This window comes from Amphibiibacter pelophylacis, from assembly GCF_037688875.1.
Lineage (GTDB): Bacteria > Pseudomonadota > Gammaproteobacteria > Burkholderiales > Burkholderiaceae_C > Amphibiibacter > Amphibiibacter pelophylacis.
The window spans coordinates 26417-42438 of the sequence record NZ_JAWDIE010000007.1; the positions used below are offsets into that span (position 1 = coordinate 26417).

Consider the following 16022-nt stretch of genomic DNA (forward strand, 5'->3'; position numbering starts at 1 on the left):
CATGCTGGACGACACCCTGATCCTGTCGCGGATGCAGTTCGCGGCCAACATCACCTTCCACATCATTTTCCCGACGCTGAACATCGCGCTGGGCTGGGTGCTGCTCTTCATGCGCATGCGCTGGATCCGCACGGGCGACACCGCCTGGCTGGGCGCCTACCGGCTGTGGACCAAGGTTTTCGCGATCAGCTTCGCGCTGGGCGTGGTCAGCGGCATCGTGATGAGCTTCCAGTTCAGCACCAACTGGCCGGGCTTCATGGAAAAAGCCGGCAACGTGGCCGGACCGCTGCTGGGCTACGAGGTGCTGACCGCCTTCTTCCTGGAAGCAACCTTTCTGGGCGTGATGCTGTTCGGCCATGGCCGGGTCAGCGAGCGCGTGCATCTGCTGGCCAATATCGTGGTGGCGGGCGGCACAACGCTGTCGGCCTTCTGGATTCTGGCGCTGAACTCGTGGATGCAGACGCCCGCCGGGGTCGAATGGATCAACGGCGAGCTGCACGTCACCAGCTGGCTGGAAGTCATCTTCAACCCGTCCTTCCCCTACCGCTTCACGCACATGCTGCTGGCTTCGGGCCTGACAGCGGCCTTTGTGATCGCAGGCGTGTCGGCCTGGCAGCTGCGTCACGGCAAGGCCACGGCCTCGACCCCCGTCGCCCTGAAAATGGGCCTGACACTCGCCGCGCTGCTGATTCCTGTGCAGATTTTTGTCGGCGACATGCACGGCCTGAACACGCTCAAGCACCAGCCCGCCAAGCTGGCCGGCATCGAGGCCGTGTGGCACGACGAAAAGCCCGCGCCCCTGGTGCTGATGGCGCTGCCCGACGCCAAAACCCAGAGCAACCGCTATGAACTGGCCGTGCCGCATCTGGGCAGCCTGCTGCTGACGCACAGCTGGGACGGCGAAATCAAGGGCATCAGCTCCTTCCCGAACGCCGCACCGCCGGTGGCGCCGCTGTTCTTCGGCTTTCGCATCATGGTCGGCCTGGGCGTGCTGATGCTGCTGTTCAGCTGGGGCGGGCTGTGGCTGCTGCGCCGCCGCCAGGGCCAGGTCGAGCGCCTGCCGCGCGCCTACCTGTGGGGCCTGAGCTGGATGTCCATCGCGGGCTGGACGGCCACGCTGGCCGGGTGGTATGTGACCGAGATCGGGCGCCAGCCCTTCATCGTCTACGGCCTGATCCGCACGGCCGATGTGGTCACGCCGCTGCCGCCCCAAAACGTGGCTTTCAGCCTGGCGGTCTACCTGGTGGTTTACGCCGCGCTGCTGCTGGCCTACGCCAAAACCATCCGTTACATGGCGGGCAAGCCCGCTGATCTGGGCGAACAGGCGGCGCCGCTGCACAGCGCCGCGCGCGTCCCCCTGCCCTTCACCACGCCGGAGGTCCGATGAGCACCCTGCCCGCCCTGGACACTTTCGACGCCTGGCTGCCGCTGATTTTTATGGGACTGCTGGGCACCTCGCTGCTGATCTACGCCCTGCTGGATGGCTTTGACCTGGGCGTGGGCATGCTTTTGCCGCGCGCCACGACCGCGCAGCGCGACCAGATGATCGCCAGCATCGGCCCTTTCTGGGACGGCAACGGCACCTGGCTGGTGCTGGGCATGGGCCTGGTCGTGGTGGCCTTCCCGAAGGCGCAGGGGCTGATCATGCAGCAACTCTACTTGCCCGCGCTGGCGCTGCTGATCGGGCTGGTGTTGCGCGGGGTGTCGTTTGATTTCCGCATCAAGGCGCCCGCCGCGCAGCAGCCCATGTGGAACGGGCTGCTGTTCGCGGGCTCGATGCTGGCTTCGCTGGCGCAGGGCTGGATGCTGGGGCGTTACATCACCGGCTTTGCCGAGGGCAGCGCCTACACCGCCTTCGCCGCGCTGACGGCCATCACCATTCCGGCCACCTATGTGCTGCTGGGCGCCTGCTGGCTGGTGATGAAAACCGAGGGCGAACTGCAGCAGGACGCCATCACCTGGGCCAAAATCGCCTGGCCTGCGGCGGTGGTCGCGGTGGCGCTGATCTCCATCGCCACGCCCTGGGTCAGCCCGGTGGTCCGCGAGCGCTGGTTCAGCCTGCCCGCCACGCTGGCCCTGCTGCCGGTGCCGCTGGTGGCGGCAGGCCTTCTGCTGGGCCTGCGCGCATCGCTCAACTCGTCGCGCACGCGCGGAAAGCTGTGCTGGCTGCCGTTCGGGCAACTTGTGGGCGTTTTCGTGCTGTGCGCTTTTGGCCTGGGCTACAGCCTCTTCCCCGATATCGTCATCGGCCGCATGAGCGCCTGGCAGGGCGCGGCCTCGCCCGATGCGCTCAAAGTGCTGCTGTTTGGCGTCAGCATCACCCTGCCCGTCATCCTGATCTACACGGCGTATGTCTACCGCGTGTTCTGGGGCAAGGTGCGGGATTTGCGGTATGGGTGATGCAGGATGCGGCCGCGTCAGTCTGCCCGTTGAACGCCCCTGAAACCCTGATCCAGAGGGATTTCAAGATCAATGCTGCAGAGGGTCAAAGCCTGCGCGGCCGTCTGGTCCACGAAAGCCCAGGCATCCTGTCCGGTGCGGGTAAAGACTTCGACAGAGAAGTTTGACGGATCAATCAGCGCATATTCGGTCAACGAGGAGAGGCTGCGGTACAGCGCGAACTTGTCGCGTTTGTCGTAGCCCCGGGTCGATGGCGACAGCACCTCGATGATCAGGCGGGGTGAGGCAATCACCTGCTCGTCTCCCGCCTGGGCTTTGTCGCAGGCAACGACCACGTCCGGGTACAGAATGCCTTCGGCGACCCGGACTTTCATACTCTCGGCAAACACCTGGTAGGGGCCGGTGTCCAGATGATCGGCAATGCGGCCCGCCAGATTCAGGATGACGCGGTTGTGGCGGGCTGTCGCACCCACCATGGCGAAGATTTCGCCCCGGTAAAACTCGTGACGCCCGAGTTGGGATTCCTCCCAGACCAGGAAAGCGTCAACCGTCATGCGTTTCAGGGGTACGCCCATTTGTCGTCCCTATGGTGATTTCAGTGCCAGCCATTCTGATGGCAATGACCCCTGCGGGCAAGAAAGAGCCGCGCTGCGTCAGCTGGCACAGCGGCTCATCCCCGCCGCTTCCCCTTGCCCACCGGCGAGCCCGGCTTCATCGACGTGGCCTTGACCGCCTGCGGGCGGCTGGCCGGAGCTTTGGCGGCCATTGGTTTGGCGGCCATGGGTTTAGCGGCCAGACCCGCGCGGGGCGGCAGGCCGGTGTGCTGGGTCAGCAGGCTGCCCTGGCGGACGGTTTTGCCCAGCGGCTTGGCCTGCGAAACGGTGCCGCCGCGCGGCGTCAGGCCTGCGCTGCTGTTCTTGCGGCGGGCGCTCTGATAGCTGCCGTCGGTGCTGGGCTGGAAGCTGGGGATGAGGTGGTGCTTGCCGTTGCCGATCAGATCGGCACGGCCCAGCGCCTTGAGCGCCTCGCGCAGCAGTGGCCAGTTGTTGGGGTCGTGATAGCGCAGGAAGGCCTTGTGCAGGCGGCGGCGTTTTTCGCCGCGCACGATGTCCACGGATTCGTCGGCATCGCGGCCGCGCCGCGTGACCTTGCGCAGCGGGTTGCGGCCGCTGTGGTACATGGCCGTGGCGGTGGCCATAGGGCTGGGGTAGAAGGTCTGCACCTGGTCGGCGCGGAAGCCGTTTTTCTTCAGCCAGACGGCCAGGTTCATCATGTCCTCGTCGCTGGTGCCCGGGTGGGCGGCGATGAAGTACGGGATGAGGAACTGCTTTTTGCCCGCCTCGGCGCTGTACTGCTCGAACATCTGGCGGAATCGGTCATAGCTGCCTATGCCCGGCTTCATCATTTTGGACAGCGGCCCGCCTTCGGTGTGCTCGGGCGCGATCTTCAGGTAGCCGCCGACGTGGTGCTGCACCAGCTCTTTCACATACTCGGGGCTCTGGACGGCCAGGTCGTAGCGCAGGCCCGATCCGATCAGGATTTTCTTGATGCCGCGCAGCGCCCGTGCCCGGCGGTAGATGTTGATCAGCGGGCCATGGTCGGTGCGCAGGTTGGGGCAGATGCCGGGGTAAACGCAGGACGGCTTGCGGCACGCGGCCTCGATCTCCGGGCTTTTGCAGCCGATGCGGTACATATTGGCCGTCGGGCCGCCCAGATCGGAGATGACGCCGGTGAAGCCGCTGACGCGGTCGCGGATTTCTTCGACCTCGCGGATGATGGATTCTTCCGAGCGGCTCTGGATGATGCGGCCCTCGTGCTCGGTGATCGAGCAGAAAGTGCAGCCGCCAAAGCAGCCGCGCATGATGTTGACGCTGAAACGGATCATCTCCCACGCGGGGATTTTGGTCGCGCCATCGTGGCTGCCGTTGTCGTCGGCGTAGCTGGGGTGCGGGCTGCGCGCGTAGGGCAGATCAAAGACCTGGTCCATTTCCGCCATGGTCAAAGGGATGGGCGGCGGGTTGATCCAGACATCGCGGGCGGTCGCGCCTTCGCCGTGCGCCTGCACCAGCGCGCGGGCGTTGCCGGGGTTGGTTTCCAGATGCAGCACGCGACTGGCGTGGGCGTAGAGCACCGGATCGCGCTTGACCTGCTCATAAGACGGCAGACGGATCACGCTGCGCTCGCGCGCGGGTGGGGTGTAGCGCTGGCGGGGGATCAGGGTGATGGGCTGCTCGCCGGGCGCAAGCTGCGGGCCGGATGGGGCCACCCCAGCCGATTCGGCAGGCGGCGCCGTGCCGTCCTCTTTGGCGCAGCTCTGGCCTTGCGCGCGCGCCTGGTCCGCGATGTCCATGTAGGGGCTGAGCAGCGCGTCCACGGTGCCGGGCGTATCGACTTCGGTGGAATCGATCTGTGTCCAGCCCGTGGTGGAGGGATCGCCCGTGCGGCGCACGAAAGCGGTGCCGCGCACGTCGGTGATGCGCTCGATGGGCTCGCGGGCGGCCAGGCGGTGCGCGATCTCGACAATGGCGCGCTCGGCGTTGCCGTAGAGCAGCAGATCGCACTTGCTGTCCACCACCATGGAGCGGCGGACCTTGTCCTGCCAGTAATCGTAATGGGCGATGCGGCGCAGGCTGGCCTCGATGCCGCCCAGCACGATGGGCACGTCTTTGTAGGCCTCACGGCAGCGCTGGCTGTAGACCAGGGCGGCACGGTCGGGGCGCTTGCCCGCCACATTGCCCGGCGTGTAGGCGTCGTCGCTGCGGATCTTGCGGTCGGCCGTGTAGCGGTTGATCATGGAATCCATGTTGCCGCTGGTCACGCCCCAGAACAGGTTGGGCTTGCCAAGCGCCTTGAAGGGCTCGGCGCTGGTCCAGTCGGGCTGGGCGATGATGCCCACGCGAAAGCCCTGGGCCTCCAGCACGCGGCCGATCACGGCCATGCCAAAGCTGGGGTGATCAACGTAAGCATCGCCGGTGACGATGATGACATCGCAGCTGTCCCAGCCCAGCTGCTGCATTTCCGCCAGGCTGGTGGGCAGAAAGGGCGCCGTGCCGAAGCGTTTGGCCCAGAAGGGCCGGTAGCTGCCCAGGGCCCTGGCCGTGGGCATGGTGCGGCCCTTGGCCGCCACGGCGGCGCTCATGGCTGCTCGCCGGGGGCCGTCAGGTCGCGCGATTCAGAGGCTTCTTCGGCCTGTGCCTCAGCTTCTTTCTTCTGGCGCTGCGTCATCTGCACAAACCAGATGCCGATCTGGTACAGCATGATCATGGGAATGGCCAGCGCGAGCTGCGACAGCACATCAGGCGGGGTCACCAGCGCCGACACCACAAAGGCCACGACGATGAAATAGCCCCGGAAGGATTTCAGCTGCTGGACCGACACCAGGCCCAGCTGGGCCAGGCCGATGACGACAATCGGCACCTCGAAGGCACAGCCAAACACCACAAACAGCGTCAGCACGAAGCTGAAATACTGCTCGATGTCAGGCGCCGCCGTGATCGACGCCGGCGCCCAGCTCTGGATGAACTTGGACATCGACGGAATCACCAGGAAGAAACAGAAGGCCACGCCCGCAAAAAACAGCAGCGTGCTGGCCACTACCAACGGCATCACCGCTTTTTTCTCGTGGTTGTAAAGCCCGGGCGCAATGAAGGACCACATCTGGAAGAGCACATAGGGCAGTGCCACGAAAAATGCGGCCAGCAGCGTGATCTTGATCGGCACCACGATGGGTGAAATGACGCTGGTGGCAATCAGGTGCGTGCCCACGGGGAAGTGCGAGACCAGCGGCGCGGCCAGCAGGTCGTACATGCCAGAGGGCGACGGCCAGACGCACAGCGCCGCAAACACCACCAGAATGGCGATGATGGCGCGGATCAGACGGTCGCGCAGCTCGATCAGGTGAGTGATGAAGGGCTGGCCGGGATCGGTGTCCGGTCCGGGCAGCAGCGGAGGAGATGGGTTGGTGCTCATGCGTCAGCCCCGCATCGATTTGCTGGCCGGGCGAAAGCGCGACACGCGCGCCGCAGCGTTCTGCGCCTGGCTGCGCAGGTGGTGGCGCTGCTTGTACCAGGCCGGAACGGCCGAGCGGCGCGCACGCCACGAGGCTTTGCTCTTGCGGGCGGGCAGCGGGTAAAGCGGCGTGCTCCAGGAGGAGGACGCATGGGACGAGCCACCATCAACGCCGTCTGCGCTGTAGGAAAAGCCCCCCCCGGCGCTGTCTGCCGCCGGTGACGCCGCGCTGTCCGGCGGGGCAATGCTGGCGTTGTCGGGTGCGGGCGAGCCGCTGTTGCGCGGGCCGTGGATGGCCTCGTCCCAATCCTGCTCGGCGCTGCGCACCTCGTTGCGGAACTGGTCGCGGGCCTGCGCAGCGGCGGTTTCCACGTCGCTGCGCATCTGCTTGAGCTCGTCCAGCGCCATGCTGCGATTGACCTCGGCTTTCACGTCGGCCATGTAACGCTGGGCGCGCCCCATGAGGTGCCCCACGGTTCGCGCAACGCGCGGCAGCTTCTCGGGGCCGATGACGACCAGCGCCACGACGCCGATCAGGGCCAGCTTGTCAAAACCAAAATCGATCATGCACTCATCCGGTCACGCTGCGCCGCACAGGGCGCCAGCGGTTTACTGGCGGACCTTGGCCTCGACGTCCACCGTCTGGCTGGCGGCCGGGCTGTTCTGGGCCACCTGCTGTGCCGGGGCCGGGGCGGGCTGCGCGGCTTCGCTGGCGTGCACGTCTTTCATGCCTTCCTTGAAGCCTTTGACGGCTCCGCCCAGGTCAGTGCCAATGTTCTTGAGCTTTTTCGTGCCAAAAATCAGCACCACCACCAAAAGAACAATCAGCCAATGCCAGATACTGATAGCACCCATGCTCATACTCCTTGAAACTGTGTCCGGCCCCAATGGCCAGAGCGGGCATTATGACACCCGTTGCCTAAACCCCTGCAGCCAGGGTCACGCTCATGCGCGGGGGCGCCCCATGATGTGAACGTGCAGGTGGAAGACCTCCTGCCCGCCGCCCGCGCCCGTATTGATCTGTGTGCGCCAGCCATCCGCCAGCCCCAGGTCGGCCGCGATGCGGCTGCACAGCCCCAGCAGGCGGCCCAGCATGGGTTCATGGCTGGCGTCGATGTGCTGCAGCGACACCACGTGCGCCTTGGGAATCACCAGCACATGCACTGGCATCGCCGGGCGGATGTCGCGAAAGGCCAGAAACTCGTCGTCCTCGTAGACCTTGTCGGACGGAATCTGTCCGGCCACGATCTTGCAGAACAGGCAGCTGGATTCACTCATGGGCGTCTCCTGATGGGTTTTGGGGGGATAGCGTCACAGACGCACGTTAAGCATCACCCGGCGCGTGCGCACGGGTTTGTCCTCGAACAGCGCCAGACCGCCTTTGACGATGCGGTAAACCAGCCAGATCGAGCTGACGAACAGGATGCCCATGCCGATCAGCACCGGAATCAGCAGCACGCCCAGCACGGTCCAGACCAAGCCCCACCAGAAGGTGCGAATCTGCCAGTCGAAGTGGCTCTGCAGCCAGGTGCCCTCGACGTCGTCGCGCTTGACGTAATTGACAATGATGCCCGCGATCGCCGTGATCCCGAAGGCGAAGGACAGCGCCTGCAGCACGTACACCGCCATGGCCATGCGGCGCAGGGCGCGGTTCTCGTTGGGCGGCAGCATGCGCTCGGGGCCGTTCCCGGCGTCGATGATGACGGCGTCCTGGGCATCAGCCATGCGGGCTCTCCTGGCGGCTTTCTTCCTTGCGGCTTTCTTCCTGATCCCGCTGGCTGGCCTTGCGCAAAGCAAATTCCTGCAGGCCAGACAGCCCTTCGCGCCGCACCAGCTCGGCGATCACGTCCTCGGGGCGCAGGCCGTAGTGCGCCAGCGCGATCAGGCTGTGAAACCACAGGTCGGCCACTTCGTAGACGATTTTCTGGCGGTCGCCGTCCTTGGCGGCCATGACCGTCTCGGTGGCTTCCTCGCCAATTTTCTTCAGGACAGCGTCCTCGCCCTTGGCCAGCAGGCGGGCGACGTAGCTGCTGGCGGGGTCGCCGCCGCGATCGGGCAGGCGCGTCTCGATGGTGTCGGCCAGGCGCGACAGGGCGGTCAGGATGTCGGCTTGCGCCGCAATGGGATCAGGCACGGAGGGTCTCCAGCAACGCCCGCCGCAAGCGGGCTGAAGTCATGCAGTTGGGGGCGCAGGGGCGCAATTCAAGCCACTCAGGACGCGCCATAGATCTGCGCAGGCGCCTTGAGCACTGGCGCATCCGGGCGATCCTGCCACTGGCCGCCCTGCAGGTGGCTGTAAAAGCAGCTGTGCCGCCCGGTGTGGCAGGCGATGCCGGGCGTATGGCCCCACTGACGCACCTGCAGCAGCAGCACGTCCTGATCGCAGTCCAGGCGAATATCCAGCACCTGCTGGACGTGGCCGGATTCCTCGCCCTTGTGCCACAGCCGCTGGCGTGATCGGCTGTAGTACACGGCTTCACCGCGCAGCGCGGTCTGCAGCAGGGCTTCGCGGTTCATCCAGGCGACCATCAGCACGTCGCCGGTGGCAGCCTCCTGCGCAATCGCGGGGATCAGACCTTTGTCGTCCCAGGCCAGCGCGTCGGCAAAAGCCAGCGCCGGTTCACCCGGGTCCGGGCCCAGCACCGCAAAGCGCCCGGCCCAGGGCTCGCGCGCCAGCCACTGCAGCACCGGCACGGTGCCGGGCAGCACGGGCTGTAGACCCAGAGTGGCCAGGCGCTCCTGGGTGATGTCGGTGCGCGCATCAAGCAGCGCGCGCGCCACCCAGCGCACCTGCTGGCCTTCGGCGGGGCGAATGTCGCCCGCCCAGTTCCAGACCCAGTAAAAGTGCAGGCGCACGCTGGCGTGCGGGTAATCGACGTCCAGGCTGCGCCAGAAGAGCGGATCGCGCACGGTAACGCCCAGCTCTTCGCGCAGTTCGCGCACCAGCGCCTGGGCGCCGGTTTCGCCGGGCTCGAACTTGCCGCCGGGGAACTCCCAGTGGCCGTCCATGGCGCGGCCGCCCGCGCGGCTGCCCATCAGGCACTCGGGTACGCCGCCGCTGGCGCGCACCAGCACGCCCACGGCCACGTCGATGCGGTTGTCGGGGGCGGTCATGCGGGGTCTCCCAAAGCCAGAGAAATACGGCCCATGTGATCTCGGGCGAACTGCTGCGCCACGCGGCCGGAGCGCGATCCGCGCTGCGTCGCCCAGGTCAGCGCGTGCGGCCGGGCCTGCGCCACCTGCTCGTCGCTGGCGCCCAGGTGGCGCAGCCACTGGCCGGTGATGGCCAGATACTGGTCCTGGCTGAAGGGGTAAAAGCTCAGCCACAGACCAAAGCGCTCGGAGAGCGAGATTTTTTCCTCGATGGCTTCGCCGGGGTGGATCTCGCCATCGTCGCTGCGGTTGGTGGACAGGTTGTCGGAAAAGCGCTCGGGCAGCAGGTGGCGGCGGTTGCTGGTCGCGTAGATCAGCACGTTGTCGCCCTGGGCGCTGATGGTGCCGTCCAGCGCCGATTTCAGCGCCTTGTAGCCCGATTCGCCCTCGTCGAAGCTCAGGTCGTCGCAGTAGACGACAAAGCGCTCGGGCCGCCCGGCCACCAGCGCCATCACCTCGGGCAGGCGGGCCAGATCTTCTTTGTCCACCTCGATCAGGCGCAGGCCGCGCGGCGCGTAGTGCTGCAGCACGGCCTTGATCAGCGAGCTTTTGCCCGTGCCGCGCGCGCCGGTCAGCAGCACATGGTTGGCGGGCAGGCCGCGCACGAACTGCTCGGTGTTGGCGCGCAGGCGCTCTTTCTGGTCATCGACTTCCAGCAGCGCGTCCAGCGCCATGGGCGCGACCTGGCCGACAGGCTCCAGCACCAGCCGCGCGCTGCCCCAGGGGCCGCTGGCGGCGCGGCAGCGAAACGCGGTCGAGGCCGACCAGTCCACCGTCGCGGCAGCACCCGCGCCCAGCAGGTGTTCGACACGGTCCAGCAGCTGGCCCACGCGGGCGGCCAGCGGCGCCCATGCCTGGTGCGGTTCGGTCACGTCGGGGGAAAAGGGGTGATCCGGCATCGTCATCCTTCTGTCCGCATCGGGTGAATCAGGCCGCATCCGGGCGCACGACCGTGCCCGTGCCCTGGGGCGAAGCGGCCTCGCGGAAGAGCGCGTGCGGCACGCGGCCGTCCATGATGTGGACCGAGCGCACACCGCTGCGCGCCGAATCGAGCGCCGAGGCAATCTTGGGCAGCATCCCGCCCGAAATGCTGCCGTCTTTGACCATGGCATCGACCATGGCGGGCGTCAGGTCTTTGAGCAGCGCGCCCTGCGCATCCAGCACCCCGGCGGTGTTGGTCAGCAGCAGCAGGCGCTCGGCGTCCAGCGCACGGGCGATCTCGCCGGCCACCACATCGGCGTTGACGTTGAAGCTCTGGTTGTTCTCGCCCACCGCGATCGGGCTGATGACGGGCACATAGCCGCGCGCCTGCAAGTCGCGGATCACGGCCGGATCGACCTTCTGGATGTCGCCCACCCAGCCCACATCGTGGAAAACGCCGGGCTGGATCGGATCAGGCAGATTCAGCCGCGTGGCGCTGAACAGGCCGCCGTCGCGCCCGGTCAGGCCCATGGCGCGACCGCCCGCGGCATTGATCAGCCCGACGATCTCGCCCTGCACCTGCCCGGCCAGCACCCACTGCACGACCTGCATGGTCTGGTCGTCGGTGTAGCGCATGCCGTGGACGAAACGGCCTTCCTTGCCAACGGCCGCCAGCGCTTTCTCGATCTGCGGCCCGCCACCATGCACCACCACCGGCGTGATGCCCAGCGCCTGCAGCAGCGCGATGTCCTGCGCAAAAGCCCGCTGCAGCGACACATCGGTCATGGCGTTGCCGCCGTACTTCACCACCAGCGTCTTGCCCCGCAGCGCCATCAGCTGCGGCAGCACGGCGCTCAGGGTGTCCACAGTCTGGGACCAAAGGGCGTCGGAGGAAGAATCAGTCATGCGGTCCTCACGGAAAGAGGGGATGGCGCAAGGCCAGGAAAAGAAAAGGACAGGTGGGGATTGTAATGGGGGGGAGGAGCGTCAACCCACCCGCCACGCTGCAGCCAGACCTCGCATCGACCGATTACCGTACACCTCAGCGCCAGATGAGGCCGCGTTTCTCACCATTGCCGCAGCGAATGCACGGCCAATATCACGCTGGGCGATATTTCCCCAGGGATCAGGAATCAAACGGCCCAGCCAGGCGATCCAGGCGGGCGTGTGGGCATTGCCTTCGATAATTCCGGGCCGGAATATCGCCAGGCGCGGGAAACCCACCGCCTGCACGGCCTCTTCTTTCAGGCCCATCACGCGGACATATTTGAGGCGGCTGCGGGACGTGGCCCCGGCCGCGGACAGCAGACCGAAATGCTCTACGCCCGCAGCGCGCACGCCGCGCGCAAATGCGCCGACGACGCCGACCTCGACCTGGCGCAGGCGCGTTTCGCTCCACTTTGCGGTGCCGCTTCCCACACCCACGCAGCTGATCGCGACGACCCGGTCGCCCAGCGCCCGCGTGTCGCGCGTCAGGGCGGCGATGTGCGCTTCGAAATCATCAGCGCCCGTATCCATCACCACAGGACGGACCTGCGAGGCGTGCGCGGCCGACAGCGGCTTGCGCGTGATGTGCACGATCTCGCGGCAATCGGGCGTGGCCAGCAGCGCCTGCAGGACAGCGCCACCGACCTGGCCGGTGCCGCCGATCAGGATGGCGCGAAACGCCGCGCCCATCACCCCACCAGCCTGTGCAGCGCTTCCTGGTAGCGCGCCAGCGTTCGGGCTATCACCTCGGGCGGCAGCGTGGGTGCAGGAGGGGTTTTGCCCCAAGGCTGGCCATCGACCCGGGCGGTTTCCAGCCAGTCGCGCAGATACTGCTTGTCGAAGCTGGGCGGGTTCACGCCAGCGGCAAAGGCGGCGGCGTAATCTTCCTGCGGCCAGAAGCGGGATGAATCGGGCGTGAGCACCTCGTCCATCAGCACCAGATTCCCGGCGGGGTCCAGGCCAAACTCAAACTTGGTATCGGCGATGATGATGCCGCGCTGCAAGGCATATTCAGCCGCTTCGCGGTAAAGCTGGATCGAGATACTGCGGATGCGTGCGGCCAGATCAGCGCCAACCGCTTTTTCCATCTGCGCGTAAGAGATATTCTCATCGTGCTCGCCAAACTCGGCCTTGCGCGCCGGGGTGAATAGGGGCTGGGGCAGCGGACTGCCCAGGCGCAGGCCGGGCGGCAGCGCCAGACCGCAGACGGTGCCGCTGGCCTGGTATTCGGCCCAGCCACTGCCGACCAGATAGCCGCGCACCACGGCCTCGACCAGCACCGGCTTCAGGCGCTGGACCAGCATGGCCCGGCCCGCCACCAGCGCGTGCTCGGCGGCGGGCACCACCGACAGCGGGTCCTGCCCCGTCAGGTGGTGGGGGACGATGTGGCCCAGGCGATCAAACCAGAACAGCGCCATGCGCGTCAGCAGTTCGCCCTTGCCGGGAATGGGCTCGTTCATGATCACGTCAAAGGCCGAAATGCGGTCGGACGCCACCATCAGGATGCGGTCGTCGCCCACGGCGTAGTTGTCGCGCACTTTGCCACGCGCCAGCAGGGGCAGCGAAGTCAGCGTCGGCGTGCTGACGCGGGGCATGGAGGCGGTGGCGTTATCGGTGGCAGATTCGGCAGGATTCATGGCGGTCGTGGGCGTGAAAAGTGGCTCCATTATCGCGGCTGGCGAAAGGCACTCCAGCCCTCCGCCGTCTTCACGTCACAGGACTTCGGCGCAGAACGCAGCGGGAATCAGTATGCGGGTCCGCGCCACCTGGCCGCGCTGCAGCAAGCCCGCACGGTGATCGCCAGTGACGAGGTAATCCGCATCACCCGCCAGTGCCATGGCCAGCAGAAACACGTCGTCAGGGTCATTCGGCTGAAGGCTTTCGGGCAGCGGAGCCAGCGTTTTCAGGACCATAGCTCCCTGCAGGTGGTTAACCATGGTGCCCACCCGGTGCGGCTGAAGAACCGCCCTGAATTTGGGATAGCGACTGGCACGGCGTAACTCTAAGCGCCCACTGCAAGGATTCTTTGACGATTGCAGTCAGGTCGGATTCGCTGATTTCGGCATTGGCCGCTTTGGCCTGGTCCACCGCCCGGTCAAAAATATACGCCCGCACGGCATCTTCGATGAAGTGGGACAGATCTCCTTTGCGCCCCCACCCTGAGCGGCCAGGAACAGGCGCACCGACTGATCGGTATCCGGCGAAACGGCAATATTCCAGCGGACAGTGCTCATGGCTGACTCCTTCGCGGTGTTTGCAGGTTGGCTAACTTCGGTGTTTATACACCGATGAGACCGGCAGTCCAAGCCGCTGAATGCGGCATCATTCCGCCATCCCCCATCGCCAAGGATTTCCATGCCCGACACCAGCCACTTCCCTGCCCCGCCGTCCCCTCTGACGGTCTACAGCGCCGCGCAGACGGCGGCGCTGCTGGATTTCCGCGCCCTGATGGACGCGCTGGCCACCGCCTCGGTGCAGGCCGCGTCGGGCGAAATCGACAGCCCTGTGCGCCAGGTGGTGCCGCTGGTGAACGGCGGCGTGATGCTGAGCATGCCCGCCACCGCCGACGACATCGCCATCCACAAACTGGTCAATGTGCAGCCCGGTAACGCCCGCGCGGGGCTGCCGACCATCAATGGCCTGGTGACGGCCTTCGAGGCCCGCACCGGGCAGCCGCTCTTCGTGCTGGACGGGCCTGAAGTGACCGGGCGGCGCACGGCAGCGGTGTCGATGCTGGCGCTGCGCCACCTGCTACCGCAGGGGCCACGCCATGTGCTGCTGATCGGCGCCGGGGCGCAGGCGCGCTTTCATGTGCTGGCGCTGCACGCGCTGGACTCGTCCGTGCGCATCTCGGTGCGCAGCCGAAGCAGTGCGGCGCTGGCCGACTTCTGTTCGCAGCACGCGGCGCAGGGCGTGCAGATTTCGCCCGATGCAGCGGACACGGTCGCAGACGATGTCGATGCCGTCATCTGCTGCACGACCAGCTCAGCGCCGGTCTATGACGAGCCCGCTCGCCCGGGCCGCGTCGTCATCGGCGTGGGCGCTTTCAAGCCGGACATGGCCGAGATCGGCGCGCAGACCCTGTCCGGCAGCACGATTTACACCGACGAGCCCGAAGGCGCACAGCACGAGGCGGGCGATCTTCTGCGCGCGGGCGTGGACTGGGCTCAGGTGCTGCCGCTGAGCACTTTGGTGCAGCAGCCGCCTGACTTGTCCGCCGCCGCCGTGTTCAAGAGCGTGGGCTACGCCGCCTGGGACCTGGCTGCGGCGCGCGTAGCGCGGGCGGCGCTGGCTTAAATCGCCAGGCGCCGCTCGCTCATCCACTTGACGATGGCCGGATCGCGGTGCGAGAAGAAACGGCTCGTGCCCGTTTCCAGCGTGGCGATGCGGGCCATGTCGGCCGCGTCCAGCTCGAAATCGAAAATGTCCAGGTTCTCGGCCATGCGCTCCTTGCGCACCGTTTTGACCAGCGCCACGATGCCGCGCTGGATCACCCAGCGCAGCACCACCTGGCCGATGGATTTGCCGTGGCGGTCAGCGATGGCCTGCAGCTCGGGGTTGTGGAAGAGGCCGTTTTTGCCCTCGGCGAATGGCGCCCAGGCCTGCGCCTGCACGCCCAGCTCGCGCATGAAGGCCACGCTCTCTTCCTGCTGGTGGAAAGGGTTGACCTCGATCTGATTGACCGCCGGTTTGATCTCGTTGAACGCGGCGATGTCCATCAGGCGGTCGGGCTGGAAATTGCTGACCCCGATGGCGCGCAGCAGGCCCGCGCGGTGCGCCTCCTGCAGGGCGCGCCAGGAGCCGTGCACATCGCCAAACGGCTGGTGGATCAGGTAAAGATCCAGGTAATCCAGCCCCAGCCGCTTGAGCGAAGCGGTGATCGCTTCACGCGTGGCCTCGTAGCCGGTGTGCTGCACCCACAGCTTGCTGGTGACAAAAAGCTGCTCGCGCGCCACGCCACTGGCGCGCAGGCCTTCACCCACGGCCGCCTCGTTCATGTAAGACGCGGCGGTGTCGATGTGGCGAAAGCCGGTCTGGATGGCGTCGACGACGCAGCGGCTGCACTCCTGCGCGTCGGCAATCTGGAACACGCCAAAGCCCAGGGCGGGGATGCTGGCGCCAGTATTCAGGGTCAGATGCTGCATGTCATTCCCCCTGAACCGGTTCCAGCCAGTCGGCGGCGCGGCCGTCCAGCTCTTCCTGGATGGCGATGTGCGTCATGGCCTGATCGGTTTCGGCGCCATGCCAGTGCTCCAGGTGGGGCGGAATGCGCACCACGTCGCCGACGTTCAACGCGCGCACCGGGCCGCCGCGCGACTGGATGCGGCCCACTCCGGCCGTGACGATCAGCGTCTGACCCAGCGGGTGCGTGTGCCAGGCGGTGCGCGCACCGGGCTGGAAGGTGACATTGGCCGCCGCCGCGCGGTCGGGGCCGGTGGGCGTGAAGAGCATCTCCACCTGCACGCTGCCGGTGAAGTAATCGGCCGGGCCGGGGCCGGCTGTGCGCTCGCTGGCGGGGCGGATGGTGATGGGGTCGGAGTTCGTGGTCATAG

19 protein-coding genes and 2 pseudogenes are annotated in these 16022 nt (G+C 66.6%); 3 read left to right on the forward strand and 18 right to left on the reverse strand.

All coding sequences use genetic code 11. The features are described 5' to 3' along the window. Nucleotide 1 precedes the first annotated feature (1 nt). Nucleotides 2-1387: a cytochrome ubiquinol oxidase subunit I gene (locus RV045_RS05775; protein ID WP_423234829.1), complete on the forward strand. Its 1386-nt coding sequence runs from the start codon at nt 2-4 to the stop codon at nt 1385-1387. Beyond that, on the forward strand, nt 1384-2400 hold the full coding sequence (locus RV045_RS05780; RefSeq protein ID WP_423234830.1) for a cytochrome d ubiquinol oxidase subunit II: 1017 nt from the start codon (nt 1384-1386) through the stop codon (nt 2398-2400). Before RV045_RS05775 ends, RV045_RS05780 begins: the two co-directional genes overlap by 4 nt. A 17-nt stretch (nt 2401-2417) precedes the next feature. Here RV045_RS05780 and RV045_RS05785 read toward each other — a convergent pair whose 3' ends face one another. The 16 genes and pseudogenes from RV045_RS05785 to RV045_RS14355 form a co-directional block, all read right to left on the reverse strand. Beyond that, nucleotides 2418-2975, reverse strand: coding sequence for a Uma2 family endonuclease (locus RV045_RS05785; RefSeq protein WP_423234831.1), 558 nt, complete (start codon nt 2973-2975; stop codon nt 2418-2420). 95 nt (nt 2976-3070) lie between these two features. Beyond that, complete coding sequence (locus RV045_RS05790; protein WP_423234832.1) at nt 3071-5539, reverse strand: YgiQ family radical SAM protein; 2469 nt, start codon at nt 5537-5539, stop codon at nt 3071-3073. Next, nucleotides 5536-6369 carry a twin-arginine translocase subunit TatC gene (gene tatC, locus RV045_RS05795; RefSeq protein ID WP_423234833.1) on the reverse strand — a complete coding sequence of 278 codons (834 nt, stop codon included), beginning with the start codon at nt 6367-6369 and terminating at the stop codon, nt 5536-5538. The genes RV045_RS05790 and tatC overlap by 4 nt, the downstream gene beginning before the upstream one ends. A gap of 3 nt (nt 6370-6372) precedes the next feature. Next, the gene (gene tatB, locus RV045_RS05800) at nt 6373-6975 is read right to left on the reverse strand and encodes a Sec-independent protein translocase protein TatB (protein WP_423234834.1); all 603 of its coding nucleotides are present in this window, start codon (nt 6973-6975) and stop codon (nt 6373-6375) included. Nucleotides 6976-7017: 42 nt separating this feature from the next. Further along, the gene (gene tatA / locus RV045_RS05805; RefSeq protein ID WP_423234835.1) at nt 7018-7263 is read right to left on the reverse strand and encodes a Sec-independent protein translocase subunit TatA; all 246 of its coding nucleotides are present in this window, start codon (nt 7261-7263) and stop codon (nt 7018-7020) included. A 90-nt stretch (nt 7264-7353) separates the two neighbouring features. Next, nucleotides 7354-7686 carry a histidine triad nucleotide-binding protein gene (locus tag RV045_RS05810; protein ID WP_423234836.1) on the reverse strand — a complete coding sequence of 111 codons (333 nt, stop codon included), beginning with the start codon at nt 7684-7686 and terminating at the stop codon, nt 7354-7356. A 33-nt stretch (nt 7687-7719) separates the two neighbouring features. After that, a complete protein-coding gene (locus RV045_RS05815) occupies nt 7720-8133 on the reverse strand; it encodes a DUF4870 family protein (protein WP_423234837.1) in 414 nt (137 codons plus the stop codon). Next, the gene (locus tag RV045_RS05820) at nt 8126-8542 is read right to left on the reverse strand and encodes a phosphoribosyl-ATP diphosphatase (RefSeq protein WP_423234838.1); all 417 of its coding nucleotides are present in this window, start codon (nt 8540-8542) and stop codon (nt 8126-8128) included. The genes RV045_RS05815 and RV045_RS05820 overlap by 8 nt, the downstream gene beginning before the upstream one ends. Nucleotides 8543-8619: 77 nt before the next feature. Then, complete coding sequence (gene hisI, locus RV045_RS05825; protein ID WP_423234934.1) at nt 8620-9021, reverse strand: phosphoribosyl-AMP cyclohydrolase; 402 nt, start codon at nt 9019-9021, stop codon at nt 8620-8622. Between the two features lie 153 nt (nt 9022-9174). Further along, nucleotides 9175-9522: pseudogene (locus RV045_RS05830) on the reverse strand ((deoxy)nucleoside triphosphate pyrophosphohydrolase); the annotation flags it as partial. After that, nucleotides 9519-10460: an ATP-binding protein gene (locus RV045_RS05835; RefSeq protein ID WP_423234935.1), complete on the reverse strand. Its 942-nt coding sequence runs from the start codon at nt 10458-10460 to the stop codon at nt 9519-9521. The pseudogene RV045_RS05830 and the gene RV045_RS05835, both read right to left, overlap by 4 nt. 28 nt (nt 10461-10488) lie before the next feature. Beyond that, nucleotides 10489-11388: an acetylglutamate kinase gene (argB, locus tag RV045_RS05840; RefSeq protein ID WP_423234839.1), complete on the reverse strand. Its 900-nt coding sequence runs from the start codon at nt 11386-11388 to the stop codon at nt 10489-10491. An 81-nt stretch (nt 11389-11469) separates the two neighbouring features. After that, entirely contained in the window at nt 11470-12159 is a 690-nt protein-coding gene (locus tag RV045_RS05845) for a Rossmann-fold NAD(P)-binding domain-containing protein (protein ID WP_423234840.1), read from the reverse strand. Beyond that, on the reverse strand, nt 12159-13106 hold the full coding sequence (locus tag RV045_RS05850) for a phosphoribosylaminoimidazolesuccinocarboxamide synthase (protein ID WP_423234841.1): 948 nt from the start codon (nt 13104-13106) through the stop codon (nt 12159-12161). Before RV045_RS05850 ends, RV045_RS05845 begins: the two co-directional genes overlap by 1 nt. 75 nt (nt 13107-13181) lie before the next feature. Further along, nucleotides 13182-13382, reverse strand: coding sequence for a PIN domain-containing protein (locus RV045_RS05855; protein WP_479722905.1), 201 nt, complete (start codon nt 13380-13382; stop codon nt 13182-13184). 16 nt (nt 13383-13398) lie between these two features. After that, nucleotides 13399-13826, reverse strand: a pseudogene (locus RV045_RS14355) (ribbon-helix-helix domain-containing protein). Here RV045_RS14355 and lhpI point away from each other — a divergent pair. After that, the gene (gene lhpI, locus RV045_RS05865; RefSeq protein ID WP_423234842.1) at nt 13825-14766 is read left to right on the forward strand and encodes a bifunctional Delta(1)-pyrroline-2-carboxylate/Delta(1)-piperideine-2-carboxylate reductase; all 942 of its coding nucleotides are present in this window, start codon (nt 13825-13827) and stop codon (nt 14764-14766) included. The pseudogene RV045_RS14355 and the gene lhpI overlap by 2 nt on opposite strands. Here lhpI and RV045_RS05870 read toward each other — a convergent pair. Together RV045_RS05870 and RV045_RS05875 are read right to left on the reverse strand one after the other, a co-directional pair. Beyond that, nucleotides 14763-15614, reverse strand: a complete 852-nt coding sequence (locus RV045_RS05870; protein WP_423234843.1) for an aldo/keto reductase — start codon at nt 15612-15614, stop codon at nt 14763-14765. The two genes, lhpI and RV045_RS05870, sit on opposite strands and share 4 nt — an antisense overlap. 1 nt (nt 15615) lies before the next feature. Further along, on the reverse strand, nt 15616-16020 hold the full coding sequence (locus RV045_RS05875; RefSeq protein WP_423234844.1) for a (R)-mandelonitrile lyase: 405 nt from the start codon (nt 16018-16020) through the stop codon (nt 15616-15618). Nucleotides 16021-16022 lie beyond the last annotated feature (2 nt).

Bases quoted from the DNA above. Each gene is read 5' to 3' on its own strand.
- RV045_RS05775 (WP_423234829.1), top strand. From the start codon at position 2: ATGCTGGACGACACCCTGATCCTGTCGCGGATGCAGTTCGCGGCCAAC.
- RV045_RS05780 (WP_423234830.1), top strand. From the start codon at position 1,384: ATGAGCACCCTGCCCGCCCTGGACACTTTCGACGCCTGGCTGCCGCTG.
- RV045_RS05785 (WP_423234831.1), bottom strand. From the start codon at position 2,975: ATGGGCGTACCCCTGAAACGCATGACGGTTGACGCTTTCCTGGTCTGG.
- RV045_RS05790 (WP_423234832.1), bottom strand. From the start codon at position 5,539: ATGAGCGCCGCCGTGGCGGCCAAGGGCCGCACCATGCCCACGGCCAGG.
- tatC (WP_423234833.1), bottom strand. From the start codon at position 6,369: ATGAGCACCAACCCATCTCCTCCGCTGCTGCCCGGACCGGACACCGAT.
- tatB (WP_423234834.1), bottom strand. From the start codon at position 6,975: ATGATCGATTTTGGTTTTGACAAGCTGGCCCTGATCGGCGTCGTGGCG.
- tatA (WP_423234835.1), bottom strand. From the start codon at position 7,263: ATGGGTGCTATCAGTATCTGGCATTGGCTGATTGTTCTTTTGGTGGTG.
- RV045_RS05810 (WP_423234836.1), bottom strand. From the start codon at position 7,686: ATGAGTGAATCCAGCTGCCTGTTCTGCAAGATCGTGGCCGGACAGATT.
- RV045_RS05815 (WP_423234837.1), bottom strand. From the start codon at position 8,133: ATGGCTGATGCCCAGGACGCCGTCATCATCGACGCCGGGAACGGCCCC.
- RV045_RS05835 (WP_423234935.1), bottom strand. From the start codon at position 10,460: ATGCCGGATCACCCCTTTTCCCCCGACGTGACCGAACCGCACCAGGCA.
- argB (WP_423234839.1), bottom strand. From the start codon at position 11,388: ATGACTGATTCTTCCTCCGACGCCCTTTGGTCCCAGACTGTGGACACC.
- RV045_RS05845 (WP_423234840.1), bottom strand. From the start codon at position 12,159: ATGGGCGCGGCGTTTCGCGCCATCCTGATCGGCGGCACCGGCCAGGTC.
- RV045_RS05850 (WP_423234841.1), bottom strand. From the start codon at position 13,106: ATGAATCCTGCCGAATCTGCCACCGATAACGCCACCGCCTCCATGCCC.
- RV045_RS05855 (WP_479722905.1), bottom strand. From the start codon at position 13,382: ATGGTCCTGAAAACGCTGGCTCCGCTGCCCGAAAGCCTTCAGCCGAAT.
- lhpI (WP_423234842.1), top strand. From the start codon at position 13,825: ATGCCCGACACCAGCCACTTCCCTGCCCCGCCGTCCCCTCTGACGGTC.
- RV045_RS05870 (WP_423234843.1), bottom strand. From the start codon at position 15,614: ATGCAGCATCTGACCCTGAATACTGGCGCCAGCATCCCCGCCCTGGGC.
- RV045_RS05875 (WP_423234844.1), bottom strand. From the start codon at position 16,020: ATGACCACGAACTCCGACCCCATCACCATCCGCCCCGCCAGCGAGCGC.